The 14,302-nt window shown below is 51.5% G+C and carries 15 protein-coding genes, 3 pseudogenes and 1 CRISPR repeat array; of the genes and pseudogenes, 9 read left to right on the plus strand and 9 right to left on the minus strand.

The window, feature by feature from the left end; genetic code table 11:
* Positions 1-49: 49 nt before the first annotated feature.
* Positions 50-372: a CRISPR direct-repeat array (repeat unit 37 nt; unit sequence GTCGCGATGCGGTAGAAACCCAGAACGGGATTGAAAC).
* A 209-nt stretch (positions 373-581) separates the two neighbouring features.
* Positions 582-1,490, minus strand: coding sequence for an ADP-ribosylglycohydrolase family protein (locus C441_RS19320; RefSeq protein ID WP_007276446.1), 909 nt, complete (start codon positions 1,488-1,490; stop codon positions 582-584).
* A gap of 74 nt (positions 1,491-1,564) precedes the next feature.
* Complete coding sequence (locus C441_RS19630; RefSeq protein ID WP_152420746.1) at positions 1,565-2,581, minus strand: hypothetical protein; 1,017 nt, start codon at positions 2,579-2,581, stop codon at positions 1,565-1,567.
* Positions 2,582-3,015: 434 nt separating this feature from the next.
* Here C441_RS19630 and C441_RS18305 point away from each other — a divergent pair, with 434 nt between their 5' ends.
* The 3 genes from C441_RS18305 to C441_RS19325 are packed head-to-tail and all read left to right on the plus strand — an operon-like array spanning position 3,016 to position 5,029.
* Complete coding sequence (locus tag C441_RS18305; RefSeq protein ID WP_007276447.1) at positions 3,016-3,942, plus strand: MarR family transcriptional regulator; 927 nt, start codon at positions 3,016-3,018, stop codon at positions 3,940-3,942.
* Positions 3,939-4,781: a DUF6036 family nucleotidyltransferase gene (locus tag C441_RS18310; protein WP_007276448.1), complete on the plus strand. Its 843-nt coding sequence runs from the start codon at positions 3,939-3,941 to the stop codon at positions 4,779-4,781. The genes C441_RS18305 and C441_RS18310 overlap by 4 nt, the downstream gene beginning before the upstream one ends.
* Before the next feature lie 47 nt (positions 4,782-4,828).
* Positions 4,829-5,029 (plus strand): hypothetical protein, encoded by a 201-nt coding sequence (locus tag C441_RS19325; RefSeq protein ID WP_007276449.1) that lies wholly within the window; start codon positions 4,829-4,831, stop codon positions 5,027-5,029.
* Positions 5,030-5,275: 246 nt separating this feature from the next.
* Here C441_RS19325 and C441_RS20765 read toward each other — a convergent pair.
* Both C441_RS20765 and C441_RS19330 read right to left on the minus strand, forming a co-directional pair.
* Positions 5,276-5,392: pseudogene (locus C441_RS20765) on the minus strand (DUF7342 family protein); the annotation flags it as partial.
* A 257-nt stretch (positions 5,393-5,649) separates the two neighbouring features.
* Positions 5,650-5,969: pseudogene (locus C441_RS19330) on the minus strand (hypothetical protein).
* Between the two features lie 246 nt (positions 5,970-6,215).
* Between C441_RS19330 and C441_RS19335 the strand changes: the two are divergent.
* Both C441_RS19335 and C441_RS18315 read left to right on the plus strand, forming a co-directional pair.
* Positions 6,216-6,761: a DUF7342 family protein gene (locus C441_RS19335; RefSeq protein WP_239640861.1), complete on the plus strand. Its 546-nt coding sequence runs from the start codon at positions 6,216-6,218 to the stop codon at positions 6,759-6,761.
* Between the two features lie 5 nt (positions 6,762-6,766).
* Positions 6,767-7,252 carry a hypothetical protein gene (locus tag C441_RS18315; protein ID WP_049920702.1) on the plus strand — a complete coding sequence of 162 codons (486 nt, stop codon included), beginning with the start codon at positions 6,767-6,769 and terminating at the stop codon, positions 7,250-7,252.
* Between the two features lie 9 nt (positions 7,253-7,261).
* Here the strand turns inward: C441_RS18315 and C441_RS20770 are convergent, their stop codons facing one another.
* Entirely contained in the window at positions 7,262-7,414 is a 153-nt protein-coding gene (locus tag C441_RS20770) for a DUF7837 family putative zinc-binding protein (RefSeq protein WP_007276451.1), read from the minus strand.
* Between the two features lie 340 nt (positions 7,415-7,754).
* On the opposite strand from C441_RS20770, the gene C441_RS18320 reads away from it, so the two are divergent.
* The 4 genes from C441_RS18320 to C441_RS18335 all read left to right on the plus strand — a co-directional run bounded on the left by C441_RS18320 (position 7,755) and on the right by C441_RS18335 (position 11,019).
* Complete coding sequence (locus C441_RS18320) at positions 7,755-8,630, plus strand: ParA family protein (RefSeq protein WP_007276452.1); 876 nt, start codon at positions 7,755-7,757, stop codon at positions 8,628-8,630.
* Positions 8,627-9,037 carry a hypothetical protein gene (locus tag C441_RS18325; protein WP_007276453.1) on the plus strand — a complete coding sequence of 137 codons (411 nt, stop codon included), beginning with the start codon at positions 8,627-8,629 and terminating at the stop codon, positions 9,035-9,037. The genes C441_RS18320 and C441_RS18325 overlap by 4 nt, the downstream gene beginning before the upstream one ends.
* 631 nt (positions 9,038-9,668) lie before the next feature.
* Positions 9,669-10,133, plus strand: a complete 465-nt coding sequence (locus tag C441_RS18330; protein ID WP_152420747.1) for a hypothetical protein — start codon at positions 9,669-9,671, stop codon at positions 10,131-10,133.
* A 28-nt stretch (positions 10,134-10,161) separates the two neighbouring features.
* Positions 10,162-11,019, plus strand: a complete 858-nt coding sequence (locus C441_RS18335) for a hypothetical protein (RefSeq protein ID WP_007276455.1) — start codon at positions 10,162-10,164, stop codon at positions 11,017-11,019.
* Positions 11,020-11,031: 12 nt separating this feature from the next.
* Here C441_RS18335 and C441_RS18340 read toward each other — a convergent pair whose 3' ends face one another.
* The 4 genes and pseudogenes from C441_RS18340 to C441_RS18350 form a co-directional block, all read right to left on the minus strand.
* Positions 11,032-12,645, minus strand: a complete 1,614-nt coding sequence (locus tag C441_RS18340) for a hypothetical protein (RefSeq protein ID WP_007276456.1) — start codon at positions 12,643-12,645, stop codon at positions 11,032-11,034.
* Between the two features lie 192 nt (positions 12,646-12,837).
* Positions 12,838-13,141: pseudogene (locus C441_RS19345) on the minus strand (SOS response-associated peptidase family protein); the annotation flags it as partial.
* Positions 13,142-13,539: 398 nt separating this feature from the next.
* Complete coding sequence (locus tag C441_RS18345) at positions 13,540-13,890, minus strand: type II toxin-antitoxin system PemK/MazF family toxin (RefSeq protein WP_007276457.1); 351 nt, start codon at positions 13,888-13,890, stop codon at positions 13,540-13,542.
* The gene (locus C441_RS18350) at positions 13,887-14,258 is read right to left on the minus strand and encodes a MarR family transcriptional regulator (RefSeq protein ID WP_007276458.1); all 372 of its coding nucleotides are present in this window, start codon (positions 14,256-14,258) and stop codon (positions 13,887-13,889) included. The genes C441_RS18345 and C441_RS18350 overlap by 4 nt, the downstream gene beginning before the upstream one ends.
* Positions 14,259-14,302 lie beyond the last annotated feature (44 nt).

A 14,302-nucleotide genomic window follows, 5' to 3' on the forward strand; every position in this document is an offset into this window, starting at 1 on the left:
AACGGGATTGAACGATAGGCCTCCGGACCGGGGAGGACGCCGTTCGCGTGTCGCGATGCGGTAGAAACCCAGAACGGGATTGAAACACCTCGAACGGTCAATCACGGTCGAAGAGCAAGGGCGTCGCGATGCGGTAGAAACCCAGAACGGGATTGAAACTCTACGCGCTGTTGCTCTCTACACCACCGCATAGGTCGCGATGCGGTAGAAACCCAGAACGGGATTGAAACATGCACGGGTTGGCGTTGACGGTGGCTCGGCATCGCGTCGCGATGCGGTAGAAACCCAGAACGGGATTGAAACAACGTCGCCGACGAGCTGGGCGTCACGCCCAAGTCGCGATGCGGTAGAAACCCAGAACGGGATTGAAACGAGGCTATCGCGTCAGTGATTCAGATGGGCGGGTGGACCGCGATACGGTAGAAGCCCAGAAGGGGTTGAACCTCAAAGATCTCCGACTCGACGGCACCGATTGGCTCGGTCGCAACCACTAAATTGGGATACCCATCAAAGTGAATTTGTAATTTGCTAGCGTTCTACTCTAATTATGCACCTGCAGCCCCTGCTGAGTGTAACTTCTCTCAGTCGTGGCTAAGCAACTGGTTCGCGAGGGTTGTGAGTTCTGCTGTCTCATTAATGGCCGCCGTCCATCGTCGAGGTAGCTGTGACTGACCAAATCGAGCACCAGCGACTGCCCCAGCGATAGCACCGATCGTGTCTGCATCACCACCGCGGTTGACCGCGGTTACAATCGCGTCCTCAAGCGTCGCTGCACCAAGTGCGTCGTGAAGTGCAGTCTGCAGCGAGGACACGACGTATCCAGAGGTTTTCAGCGCGTCCGGAGACTCTCCACAAGCAATCGGTTCAAGCGCATCAGTAAGCGCCACGGGAGCATCACTACCAACGAAGTCAAGTGCGTCACGAAGCGGTGTGTCAGCGTCCTCAAGGAGACCAGCGATTGTGAGGTTCAACACGGCACATCCCCACGTACATCGGGGATCAGCGTGTGTGATTTGGGAGGATTGTCGGCTCACATCTACGAGAGTGTCCCAATCAGTCGCATACGGAATCGCCAGTGGTGGACATCGCATCACGCTGCCGTTCCCAGCATTTTGCCCTTCCGGGCTTTTCTCCCAGACTGCCTGCCCAGCCTCTTTCCATGCTGCACCGTGTTTGAGTCGACTTAGTGCCCGAAGTGTCATCCGGCCAATGTCGAATGGTTCGCTGTCGTACCACGCTACGAACCGATCGGCGATATCTTCTGGAGAGAACTCGTCATTTTCTGCAAGGCTTCGAGCGATACACAGTGCCTGTTCAGTATCATCAGTAATTGTCCCGGCTGGTTGATTCCAGGTTCCGTACCCAACCATGCCGGTAAGGCGTCCGTGTTCAGCAGCAATCGCTTCTGCAGACGTGAACTCGACTGGCCGACCAAGTGCGTCCCCACACGCGAGTCCCAACAGCACGCCACAGGCCCGATTAGAATCCATGCGCAATGTTCTGGTGACAAATCAAAATTATTTTCGTATAGATGACGTCACTGTCACTGCTTCGGAATTGATGTTCACACAACGTCGTGGGGATGTACAACCCACTTCTCTTTGAAGACATCTAACAGCGCAACACCGTGCTTCTCGAAGCTCGGCTTCATCATCTCATCTTCGGTCCTAATACTTTCAGCGGCTAATACAGGGATTACTCTTTGTTCAGCTGCGATTGATGGATAGTCCTCAGTAAAACAGTCTGAGTAAAATAGGGATTGGCCGAGATACTGATAGACATCAGAAACAGACCGAATAGGTTGACTCTCGGTTTTTAACTCGATTACATAGACTGTTTTTGGCCCAACGATAACAAGGTCAACGCGAGCAGCACCAGAGGAAGTCCCAGAGCCGGATCTCTGTGTGATTTCTGCTTCCGTCCAGAACCCCTTGGGAAGTTTTCTGCGTCCGCTTGGCCCGAGTACTTCCGAAACCGTTCGATCGGTAGTAATCACCCTATCTAAAGTCGCCGCAGAGCGCTGTATTCCAACTGGAACCTCCTGTTGAGCAAACACAAAGTCATTCTCCTGCGTCTCTAACCATCTAAGCAACCCCCCAGCCAGTGCGTCCTCCTCAGCAGTGGTCCCAGAGGCTGCACGGACTGTGATGTCACGTTCTTCAGACGTGAACTCGCTTTGTCTTTGTTCGTATCGCTCAATTAGTGCAGTGTCGAGAGAATCCACCTCTGCGTCTCGCTGAATCAGGTATTCTAGCAATTCACGCGCTTGTCCCAACCGTCCGTCTACAGCCTGAGTAACCGCAACATCACAATTGAGTGGTAGTTGTGCCGATGGAGTATCTACCGAAGGGGACTCATTTTCATCGTAGCCACATAGTTGACCCAAGTAGAATTGTGGCTGTTCAGCGGGATTATCTCTGAGAACCTCAAGTGGGTTATCAACATCAACTTCACTCAATAATTGGTCTTTAGATAACGGTGTCAGTATATGATGTGTAAGTGCCAAATCATCCGGCGTCAGACTCTGAGAACCATTGGTTCTCTCGTACAGGAGGTGCAAAGGCACTTCAAATACTTTCATCAGTCTAGACGAGAGTCAGTCAAAGTAATAACATAATGGGTGTGCAGTATAGTGACCATCTCGACCGATATTCGTCTGTGTTTTTCTGAGGATAACGAGCAATTAGACCGTTCTCTTAGATCTCGTTCGACAAGCCCTGTCGCTTAGAGTTCAAAGAGTGCGAACAGTCCTGAAACATCCTCTCGTACGGGCTAATATCCAACTGTGAGTGCCGGCTATTACAATAATCACGTTGTACTAGCACTTTTCCACCTAAGCGAGGCTATCTGGACACAGTCAACGTCTTTGTCGGACGCAATTTCAGAGCCACAATATTGTCCTTGAATACAGTGTGCTCTCTACGGCAGAGAACAATCGAATTACTCAACAATCATCACCAAAAGTCTCATATCCGATGTAGTGCTTTATTACAAGTACATCCAATTTGAGACACCATGCTAGAGGAGAATGAGTTGCGAATCATGGCGACACTTGATTCCCCTAAAAAGCGCCGAGCACTTGCCGCTGAACTGGGGTATGAGCCAGGAACCATCACGAACGCTGTGGTCCATCTCGAAAAATTGGGATTGGTCACCCGCGAACGGGTAGGCAACGAGACGATAATACACCCTACATCTGCGAAGTGCCTCGAGGTGTACCAGGACCTCACGGCAACCAATCCCCACGTTGACTTCCCGGAATTGCTGACGTCGTCGATGCTTCGCGTCCTCTATTACCTCCACGCCGATGAACCGGTGTCGGCAGCCGAGCTTGCCCAACGAACCGATGTGTCACGAGCAACTGTCTATCGGACGCTCAAGACGCTCACAAACCGGGCAATAGCTGTTAAGCAAGGAACGAGATACCGCCTCACCGAACAGTTCTCAGGACTTCACAAATTCGCTGTGGAACTCCGGCACCAACACCACCGTATGCAAGTCCAGACCGACATCGGGAGTGGAACACTTCTGTGGGAATCTTATGACGAGTTCATTGTGCGAACAGACGAGGTAGTTGACGACAGTCAGTACCTGCTGACAGGACTCGATGCATACAACGAATACGGTCTGCAGTTCTTCACGCGCTCGGGGAACTATTACTTCTACTCAGAAAGTCGAGAGTCACTCTCACCGGCCGACTTGGTCTGTCACCTACTCCTCATCGAGAACGACGCTCGCCACCGAAAGTACGCTATGCTTCTCATTACCGCGACCAACACATCCCACGAAGACGTTCGCGAAGTCGCAACATCCTACGGAGTCGAAGACATCATCTCACCTCTCTTGACGTACCTACGAACAGAAGGCGAACAGTCCTCAGCGCAAACTCCACCCTGGTCCGAAATGGAATCGCTCGCTCGTGACTACGAGGTAGAGATATGACCCGCGAATCGACGTTGGAATACACGGCGATCCGAGAACAGTTTCACGAACTCGCGAACCTGATCAACGAGCCGATCACGGTGTACCTCATTGGAGGAGGTGCTCTTACGCTCCAAGAGCTCAAGAACGCGACAAAAGACATCGACCTCATCGTCAGAGAAGAGTACGAACTCAAGCAGCTTTGGGCAGCACTCACCACGGCAGGATATGAGCCGCCAGAAGATCTCGAACAAGAGTATGACGAACTTGATGCGGCGTTCATCCTCGAGAACGGTAAGCGTCGATTCGACGTCTTCCACAGACAAGTCGCCGGCGTACTCATGCTGAGTGACGATATGGAGGCCCGAAGCCAGCACCTCTTCGAAGACGGACCGTTGACTGTCCGGATGGTGTCACTCGACGATATCTTCCTCTTCAAATCGGTCGCGAATAGAGACGATGACGTCGACGACATGGTTGTACTCGCACAAGCAGGAATCGATGAGGAGTTAATCGTCCAAGAGGTGCACACCCAGTTGTCGCTTATTGGTCGAGACGAGTTTGTCGGTGCGATGAAACACAAACTTGCCCGTCTCAAAGAGCAAGGGTACTCATTCGACATCCAAGATGAAATCGAACGTTTGCACTCGCGAACCGTCGACGGTGAACGGGTCGCTCAGTGTATTCGACTACTTTCGGAAACCGAATACGATGACGACCTGTACGAAGGAGTTCCCGAACGGACAGTTGAATCGAGGGTTGGTGAGGAGACAGCCACGTCTGGTATTAAATGGCTCCAACAGATCGGGCTCGTAAGATACGGTGAGGACGGCTCACTCGTCCTCCAAGAGAAAATTTGATACTCGAATGGTAAAAGCCAAACATCGTTTTCCCGTACCATCAATTAATGAGCGGGTCAAAAGACGCGGACACGAGACCAAAAATATCAGTTGCAGTTGTAGATAAGACGCACACGAACGAAATCCCTGACAATATTGACTCTGATTTATATACGACAACAAGGCCTGAATCATCGTTGGTTGAGTTTGCGGCTGACCCTGACGGGGAGCTGGCAGAGGCACTCAGGCGAAACGGATTTGACGTCTAAGCTAATCCACTTGCACACCTACCTAACAGATATTCCTGCGAAAAAGTTGTAGAAATAATAGTATCTCAACAGAGCCAGTGACTACTATACCGCTGACCCAACGCCTCGGTTTCCTCGGTAGAACCCGCTGATTTGTCGCAAAGATAGTTTTTCTGTCGGTCTTTGTCAAGCGAGCGTACAAAAACTGTACTCTGTGCGAACCTAAGTTTACAGATGAGCAAGGCGAGTGTTTCGGGGTCAAGCCCTATCGTCTCGCGTTCGGTCCCCACGAACAAGTTCCTCTGGAGGGGTCAAAGCATCGAAGTCTGGTGCTTCAGTTCGCTCTTCGGCATCAGCACGGAGCTCAGAGCGTGGGTGTTTCATACCCACACCACGTGATTCTCGGCAATCAATTTTTCTAGCACGGATTATTCCGTCTGTATGATTCGAGGAGTTACCCGAACGCACACCCCCAGTCACGAGTGAAAGTCCTGACTCGTCTACTATGACAACACACACCCAGTGTGCGAAGTGTAAATACGCACTACTCCTACGCAAGAGCCCTTCATGAGTAATCTTCTCTTCCCCAATTATTCATCTTGCACACGGGGTACTGAACCGTACTTGAGCGTGTCTCTTGTTCACCCGTCCTGATTGACTGGGCCTTTATACTTCGACTTGATTTTGTCCCCCTCTCTCCATGCCAGTAGTAGTATCGGTTGTCGTTGATCTCTTTGACAGTGATCGTCGCCTTCGTGGGGACATCGTCTGGAAGGTCGTCCGACCGTTCTTCGAGCTCGCCTTCCGGTGACTCGTCCTCGAGACGAGCCTCGCGCTCCTTGTGTTCGGCCAGTGCTTCGGCATAGTGGACAACGTCTCGAAGGCGGGTCGGCCCCAACTCATTGAGAGCGTTGACGACTTCCGTGGGGAGGTTCGGCGGCGTTGGTGGTTCGTAGGACATCGGCTGCTGCCTCGTGTTAACCAACACAAGTCGCTAATCAAAAGTTTTGTTGGTTAAGTCAGTGCCGCGAATCGTATCCAAGACTCAGAACAAACCCACACACCCTCTTTTCAGCTCACCATCCACGGGTCAAAGCGCCAAACCAGGATTATCATACAAAGTATCATACCCTAGAAGGTGTTATCGAAATTGCAAACATATCTTAGCACCCACAAACTAATATGAGCGCAATCCTTCTCTAGGACAATGACTGAGGATACGCCGTCTCCGCCGGACATGAATCTGGCCGGAGAGTGGGACAAAGCAGTCGAGAGCCGGACGGTCAAAGATCGTGTGTATGAAGCAGTAACGACGCTCACGTCGACGACCACTGTTGCAGATGTCGCAGAACGTGCTGACTGTACAAAAGAAGGCGCACGTCCTCATCTCGAGTGGTTCGTTGACGTCGGAGTGCTCGAAAAAGTCGCCGACAATCCTGCGCTCTTCGTTCGCAATGAGGCCTACTTTGAGTTCCGTCGTATCACGGAACTGACCCGGGAGCTCAATACACCAGAAGCGGCTGAGGAAGCAATCGACGAGTACCGAGCCCGAGAACAGGAGCTCTCGAGTTACTTTGAGGAATCCTCGCCTGAGGCAGTTGTCCTTTCCGAGACGACGTACGACGATCTCGATGAGGCGTACGATAGACTGAGTGAATGGCGAACTGTCACTCGCCGCCTTCGTGAACTCCGAGAAGCCAAATTCCGTCTCGAATCAAATGTCAGTGGAAGTCCTGCCTCCTCGTTTCCCTAACCTCGATGGGACGCACAGATGACCTCAACGAAGAACGGATGCGAATTCTCGGTGGTCGACTCGCAGATCTCTCGGTAACCGAGACCGTCCAGTACTTCCCGTCTGGAAAGGAAGACCGTGTTGTTGCCACTCTCCAGTCGAGTTACTATCCCGACGTCGTGGATACTGCTACTCTCGAAATCCGTCTTCGACTGAATGGTGAGTTCAATATCCAGTATTTTGAGGAATGGGCTGGTGAGCGCTGGTCGTGTCGATGGGACCGCCACCCGAATACACACAACACACGCGACCACTACCACGTACCACCCCAGCCGCGAGAAGAGAGTGCGGTCGATGCAGTCTACCCAGAAGATCCGAATGACGTGCTTCGGATGGTTCTTGAGACGATAGAGAAACGAATCAACGATATCTGGGCGACAACAGATCCGATTTTCCCGTCAGAATACGAGTTCAAACAGGAGTACAGTGCAGACTACCTCGTGGACACGTAGCGCAGTTTGTCACTCTGGACGCACAACGTCATCGCATGAATAGCACTCTGCAAACACGCCAGTTGTCCCATCGGCGTCCTCAAACTCAATGAGCGACTGATATGCCTCAATCTCTTCGCCGCAATCAGGACACCGACCAAGTACTGTTGAATCAGTCGTCATAGGGGAGTGAGAGACGTGTGTGACACAGATTGTCTCCAGTAGCAGCCACGCAGGGCGATAGCAAAGATGTTTGGCCAGAATAACTATTTACCCAATACATTCATGAATTGTGTTCATTAACTTTGTTCACTAAACTCTAGGTTGCTCCGCAGACCGTTGCAATCATGCATGAGCATAGTCTCACCCAGCCATGGCGATCATTGAGTTCGTTCATCTAATGTGTTCAGTCTATTTGTTCATTGTGTACATTCATTGATTAACTCAATGAATGAATGTATCTGTTGAACGCAATGAGTGCATGCACAGAAGATTCAAGGTGATGGTTCATCATGAACACAGTATGCTCACATATTCGACCTACAGCGAGGCAGGCGGGGTCGGGAAGACGACCACCGCAGCAAACTTGGCGGTTGCGCACGCTCGGGCAGGGTTGAAACCGCTCGTCGTTCCGCTTGACCCGCAAGACGGCGATCTCTCACGTCTCTTCGGTGTTGACGACCAGCGAACGGATTCAGTCGATAACATTGTCCGGCATATGATTCGACGCCCCAACGGCGACTTTGAAGACCTCATTCGAACCGTCGAGGGTGTCGACATCGTTCCGGAACACAATATGCTCTCAGATCTGGCTGATTTTCTACAGCGAGAGAAAGATCAAGCCGAAGCCATGGGGGAAGCATTCGGCATGCACGCACAGCTACTCCGGGTGCTCCGTGAGGCCGGCGTCCCTGACAAGTACGATGTCTTGATCTGCGACCCACCGGCAACTGAAGGCCCACATCTCTACAACGCGATCCATGCGACGCGGTCGCTAGTCATCCCTGTCGAGCCAAGCGCAAAAGGCCGTGCAGCAGTTGAGGGACTTGAAGCCCTCGTCGCCGGGTTTGAAGACCAACTCGAGATTGACGTTGGTGTGCTTGCCGCCGTGCCAACCGGATTCAAAAACACACGTGATCAACGGCAGGTATTAGCTGAAATCGACTATCCGATCCCAGAGATCATCAGCGAGCGTGCCTCCCTGATGGAAGGCTGTTGGATGGAACAGTGTTCAGCGTTCAAATACGTTCGTGAACACCGGTCTCGTCGCCGTGACTACGAAATTGAGACGCTTGCGCAGTTCGACCGCATCGCGAGGCATCTCGAAGAACAGGTTGGTATCGAAGCGCCAAACCCACCGGAACCCGGTGACGTCGACCACGAGGTGGTGACGGTATGACTGGGATGAAGAAAGGAGCTGGTGAAGATCCGTTCGCGGATGATTCGTCAACTGAATCAGCGACTGCTACGGAGCCCCAAGGAGAGACGTCTAAGCCTGAGCAGGCTGAAGAAACGGATTCGAAACAAGCTGACGATACAGAGACACAACAGACCCGCCAACAGATCCAGATTCCATACAAATTCCGCCGCGACGGCGTCCAAGACGGTCGTGATCGGGTTCCGTTGTTCTTGCAGAAGGAGACAAAAGTCGCAGAGCGGGACGCCCTGCATGAGTTCGAGGATCGGTTCGAGGAAAACGTCTCACTCACTGACCTCCGTGAAGCGCTCATGAAGGTTGGACTGCAACACCTCGATGAAGCAGAAGAGTGCCTCGAGGAGTGGGGCTACGGGATGACGTTCGACTAGCACAGGAGCACTCACAGACAGTCAGACACCGAGACCCGGCCAGCCTACTAGTTTGACCACAGTCCGAACCCTGACCGATTGAGAATTTTCCGATACTAAAGAGACAAGCGTCGCTTCTTGGTGGCTCGTTCTAAGGACCAAGATTTTCGGAGTTAGAATAAATATGATCGTATAGAATAATTTTTGTTTAGCTCATTGTCCCTCAGAGACAATGAGGATTAGCAGAATATCGACCAGTTATCGAGCTTTGGCGATGAATTGCATTTCGCTATATCCAATTCCACGGGTAGAAGTTCCCAGAGTTTCGGAGTTTGGGTTCTGTTGCGTGTCTTATTTTCACGCCAACTGAATTTGATTAGACTCTTACCTTGCGGTTTTCGAATTTAGCACGGTGAGAAAGCTTCGAAAGGTTTTCTGGATGACATAAAATCGAAATCGATAGACCACTCCTATTTCACCACTATTGTGCTTGAATAGAAGGCACGCAACATTTCCATCCTCCGAGGTTGTGCAAGACGGCTATAAGTAATCCCAGCGCTGGAGCGTCTGCCTCAACAGATTCTAACGGAGAATAGAGTATCTGTTTTCCCAAACCTTCAACATACGGCAAGCAGTCCACAGTATATAAGAAGTGCCAGAGGACAATCCAGAACTTCTCGAAATAGCCCAGGGCGTAGCCGACCGGATGACCCTAACAGACATAGGAGTCGCACTTCTCCTCACACTGGCTGGCACCACCTACGCACTATACAAGGGATTCGACCTCTGGTGGATCTACCCCTTAGTACTGGGAGGCTTCGTTTTCGTCTCCGAAGCCGTACAATGGTACTACTTCGATTATCCCCAAGAACGACTGCGGGAAAAAGCAGAGAAGCTTGCACAGGGTGAAGACGTAGACCCCCAGCTCGATATGGGTCCAGGATTCACCGATCCGTTCATCCTAACACTGCTGGGAACCATCATCACTTGGGGACTCATTAGCATCCACATTATCACGCCTGAAGTAGGCAGATACCCTGGAACCTACATTTTCCTCGGAGGCACGATGATACTGCTCATCGCCATCTCTTCTATTCAAGAGAACAGGAAGACGTGACTGAATCAAAAATACCCTCCGAGCCAGTATGGAGAAAATAGACCCTGCTACTATCTTCGGGAGCGAGCGCAGCGACCAAGTGGACTTCGAGATTGCCTTTACTGCGCTTGTCGTCACAGTTGTTCTCAGCGTTCCCGTCAACGACTTCGGGTACACCCTACTGAAGGCCTTAGTAATCTCCTTGAGCGGGCTTACCTTGCTTAGGAAGATGGCGGTCTCAAACCAGCATGCATCAGCTAGACCGGTGCTTCGATGGTCGATGCCGTTCATCGAAGCGATCACCCTCGTAGCAACGGTGCACATCTTCCTGGAGGCAGGTGCAGCTCTTTCCGACCAATTCCCTATGCCGATCTCTCCAGTGTTAATTGCTTCACCGCTAATTCCGGTGTTCGTTCTCGGAGTCTTCGGTTTCCACGAGAAGGTAACCAAGGACGCAAGCCTCTACATCGCTCTCCTAAGTCACAATACCTCGAAACGTGCAGAAGAAGCAGAAATATTCGGCTTGGCTGATGGCCTAGATGACTGGTTTCTGGACCAAGCCGGTCTCTTTGTAACCTTCTCGAACAGCGAGAATATCCCTTCAGAACTGGCATGGCTGGAACACCGTGTTGATTCGAAGGCTTCACCTCCGCTTCTCAAACTATTCGCGGTAGGTGCATTTGGCTACGCTTTGATCTGGCTCTTGATCACCTGGGTCTTCGGATCTACCGCTCTCAACTTGATCTTCCTTTTCTTCATCTTCTTCATCAAGTATCCAATCCAGTTCTGGTACTCCCGGTTCGGATTAGCCCGATTCACTTCAGAGAGATCTGGGTGGGTTGACGTACTAATCATTATCCTCGGGTTACTCGCTACTAACCTGACTATCCTGACCAGATACGGTTGAGCGGCGACCCAGTTACTCTCCGTCTTCTAATTCTTCGTCACCGGTAGTAAGCTCAGAAGTAAATACCTTGTCTCCAGCATTGAAGGCCTCACCCAGACGCTTCAACAAGTTCTCGTCTATATCAGGGTTGAAGCAGAATACCTGCCCTTCGATATACGGCGAGTTCAGACTTCCTGAAAGCTCGTAATTGACCAAGAGATCGAGATTCTCGATGTTGTTACCGCTAAACTGTTCTGTATCTTGGATAGCGACCGGTTTACCACGCACTAAAGTCAGACTGTCCTTCCCTTCCTCGAGAACCATGATATGGCCGCCTTCAGCATACTCCCGGACATGGTGATTGTCGATAGCTGAAAACTCGTTCTTTAACACGAGCATTGTCAAGTCGTCCGGTTCCTCCTCTTTGATATCTGTTATCTGGCCTCTGGTTTTCTCAGTTACCTTCGTTCGGACATTGCTTGCTATTCCTCCGGTGGCTGAAAAGACGCTGCTAAGCCGTGCTTCTGTGGTTCGCCGGGTATGGGTGATTTCCACCCAGATAGTGTCATCGGTGAGATCGACTTTCAGATCCGGCTTTCTTCCAGCAACTGATTCCTCAATAGCCACGTCAGCCTCAACGAACTCTCGTCGAAGTGCGTTCGTCGTCTGAATCTCAGTCACCGTGTCCTCGTACTGCTGTCGGTTGAGAAGATCGTCTCCAAGGGATTCTGTGGGGTCGTGGTTGTCGTAGAGCGACTCACAGCAGTGATCCAAGTATGATAAGAAGTGGATTGATTCCAGATCGTTCCGTGTCTTGATATCGAAATCTTGGTCGGCTCTTGAAAACCGGTATACACCTTCCCGGGGGATATCGTGTGAGAGGAAGCGGGCAAGACTGTGAGTTCCCTGTGACTGGAGATCACCGATCCAGTCCTCGCTCAATACATCGATCAGGAAGGGATAGTCATCGGCATTACTCCGGACTTGGTCGTAATCAATTCCAAGACCGTATGAATCGAGATTGGAGGGCAGGTTCTGAAGATCCTTGAGAATGTTATCAGCCCGAAGCAAGTCGTTGTCCTTTGAGACAGATTTCAGTGCCTGCTTTGGGTCAATGTCTTCGCTCTCTGCGATATCCTTCAGGGTCGATAGAAGTTCGCTGTCCCGTCCGTCCAAGTCTTCACCTGTTTTCCTTGACTGGTAGTATGCCTCGAGAGTCCGTTCTACAGCTTTCTCAAAGACCAGCGGCGAATCACTGTACCACTTCTGTAGTTCTTGTTGAAGCAAATCTGTGTGATTCCAGTAGACGTGAGGAATGTAGCTGGAAACATAGCCAGTGGAGTATTCCTCCTCGTCAAGCCACTTGTTCATATACTGTTGTGCAAGGTCACGGTCGGGTTTTCCGGCAGCTCGTAGAGCAGACTCTAAATCCCTCACCAGTATCTTCCGGTTCCGGATTAAGTCATCCAATCGTTCGAATGCCAATTGGGGTTCCTTTTCTCCGCACCGTTCGATAATTTTGGTGTAGAAGGGGCGATCGATCGTCCCGCTGTCGACAATATTCCTCAGTTGCTGCAGCTTCTCTTTGCAGCTTTCGTCGCTTCCGAATACATCATAGATATCAGCATCAGAGTCCATGATGCTCATAGAGTATGTTTCTGGGTTGATGATTGTTCTGCCGTATCTAAGAGTGCAACCCCGAAGTTCAACCTCCCAAGATAGTCAGCCCAACGTCCGGTATAACCTCCTTGAGGCCGAGGGGACGAGTCGGGGTCAAGAGTACTCGCTCGTCGATTCGACAGCGGCATCGCCGATGCAGTGACTGTGACGCCGTCAGCTATCCCGAACCGAACTCGCTGAGACCCGATTGCTCGTGGTCAAGCGGCTCGATAATCTGGAGATCGTCTCGTCGTCGCTCTCCCAGACGTCCTAGAGCCCGGACATCGCGAAGGAAGGACCGTCTTCGCTAAATCCGGTAGGACTGTTTCCACCCGCCGTTCGACGATTTCCACTCGTAGAACCCTGATGAGGGGACGAGGCAGGGACGTGATTCCCACGCTCGCTTGAAGACGCGTTTCTCGTCGGCAGTCTTGGAGCGAGCGTTGATGATGCCTTCCCCGGGTTCGTCCGCCCAGAACGGAATCTGCCTTATAGTATTGTGAATCTGTTGAAACTCTATCGCAGTCTGCTGATTCTGATTTTATGCCACCCAGTAACGCTTTTCGAGTTCTCTCACCGTGCTAAATTCGAAAACCGCAAGGTAAGAGTCTAATCAAATTCAGTTGGCGTGAAAATAAGACACGCAACAGAACCCAAACGCCGAAACTGTGGAAGTTGAGACTATACCGGTTTAGCAGGCCTATGATGCGTGGTTCTCGTCGCATCAGTGATCGAGAGTGGATCCAGATTGGCCCTCAATCGTCCGTTCCTGTCTATATGCTCTCACTCAGCCATCATAACGAGTGAAGTTTCTCGCCATATACATTGAGACAGTGGTCTGGAAAAGCTGTAACGCATAGAAGTGTGAGTACCCGAAAGTTGCTACCGAAGTTCGTTGACAAGAGCAGCGATTGCGTTATCGACAATACCATCCGCCAGACGGCCCTGCCAGAAGTCGATATCCTCGTGGTCGATTGATTGGACGCCCCACGGGACGATCCGACTCTCATCAGGCGTCCCACCATGAAGCCAACTCTCCCCAGGGATGTCGATAAGGCCGTCCATCCAGGATTTTGATGTCAACGTTAGCGCGATATACTGGTCGCCGTGAAACGGCCGTCCCTCGTGATTCGAGAGGATAAGCCAAGGCCGAGCGTCCTTGTCGCCTTTGAATGGATCATCACCGTAGACGACGTCGCCCCGCTCGAAGATCGGTGTCTCTTCGTCGGTCACTGTTCGTTCTCGACGCTTGGGTGGGATTGCTGCGGTGCATGCTCACGCCAGGATTCCTTGTCCTCGGCACCCAGTTGGTCGTTGAACAGAGCCGTTGCTCGTTCGTACCCACTGTATCCGTTGAGGCGCTCAGCGTCGTCAGTCACCGCCCAGTACGTCGCCTTATGTTCGACCAAACTACGGTCCTTTAACCGTGAGAGCGCGGTGCTGACTGCACCCTCGTCAACGCCGATCTGAGAGGCGATTTCTCGAGCCTTGAACGCATGATTATCGTTAGCGGCGAGAAATCCGAGGACCTGATCGGGTACAGAGAGTTCTTCGAGCTCGTCCTCGCTCGTGTTCTCGAAGGTGTCTCGGTCGATAGACATCGTTGAATGGACCTACGTCATCCACTGTAAAGAGTGTTAGGAGT

The sequence above is a fragment of the Haloferax sulfurifontis ATCC BAA-897 genome (assembly GCF_000337835.1).
GTDB lineage: Archaea > Halobacteriota > Halobacteria > Halobacteriales > Haloferacaceae > Haloferax > Haloferax denitrificans.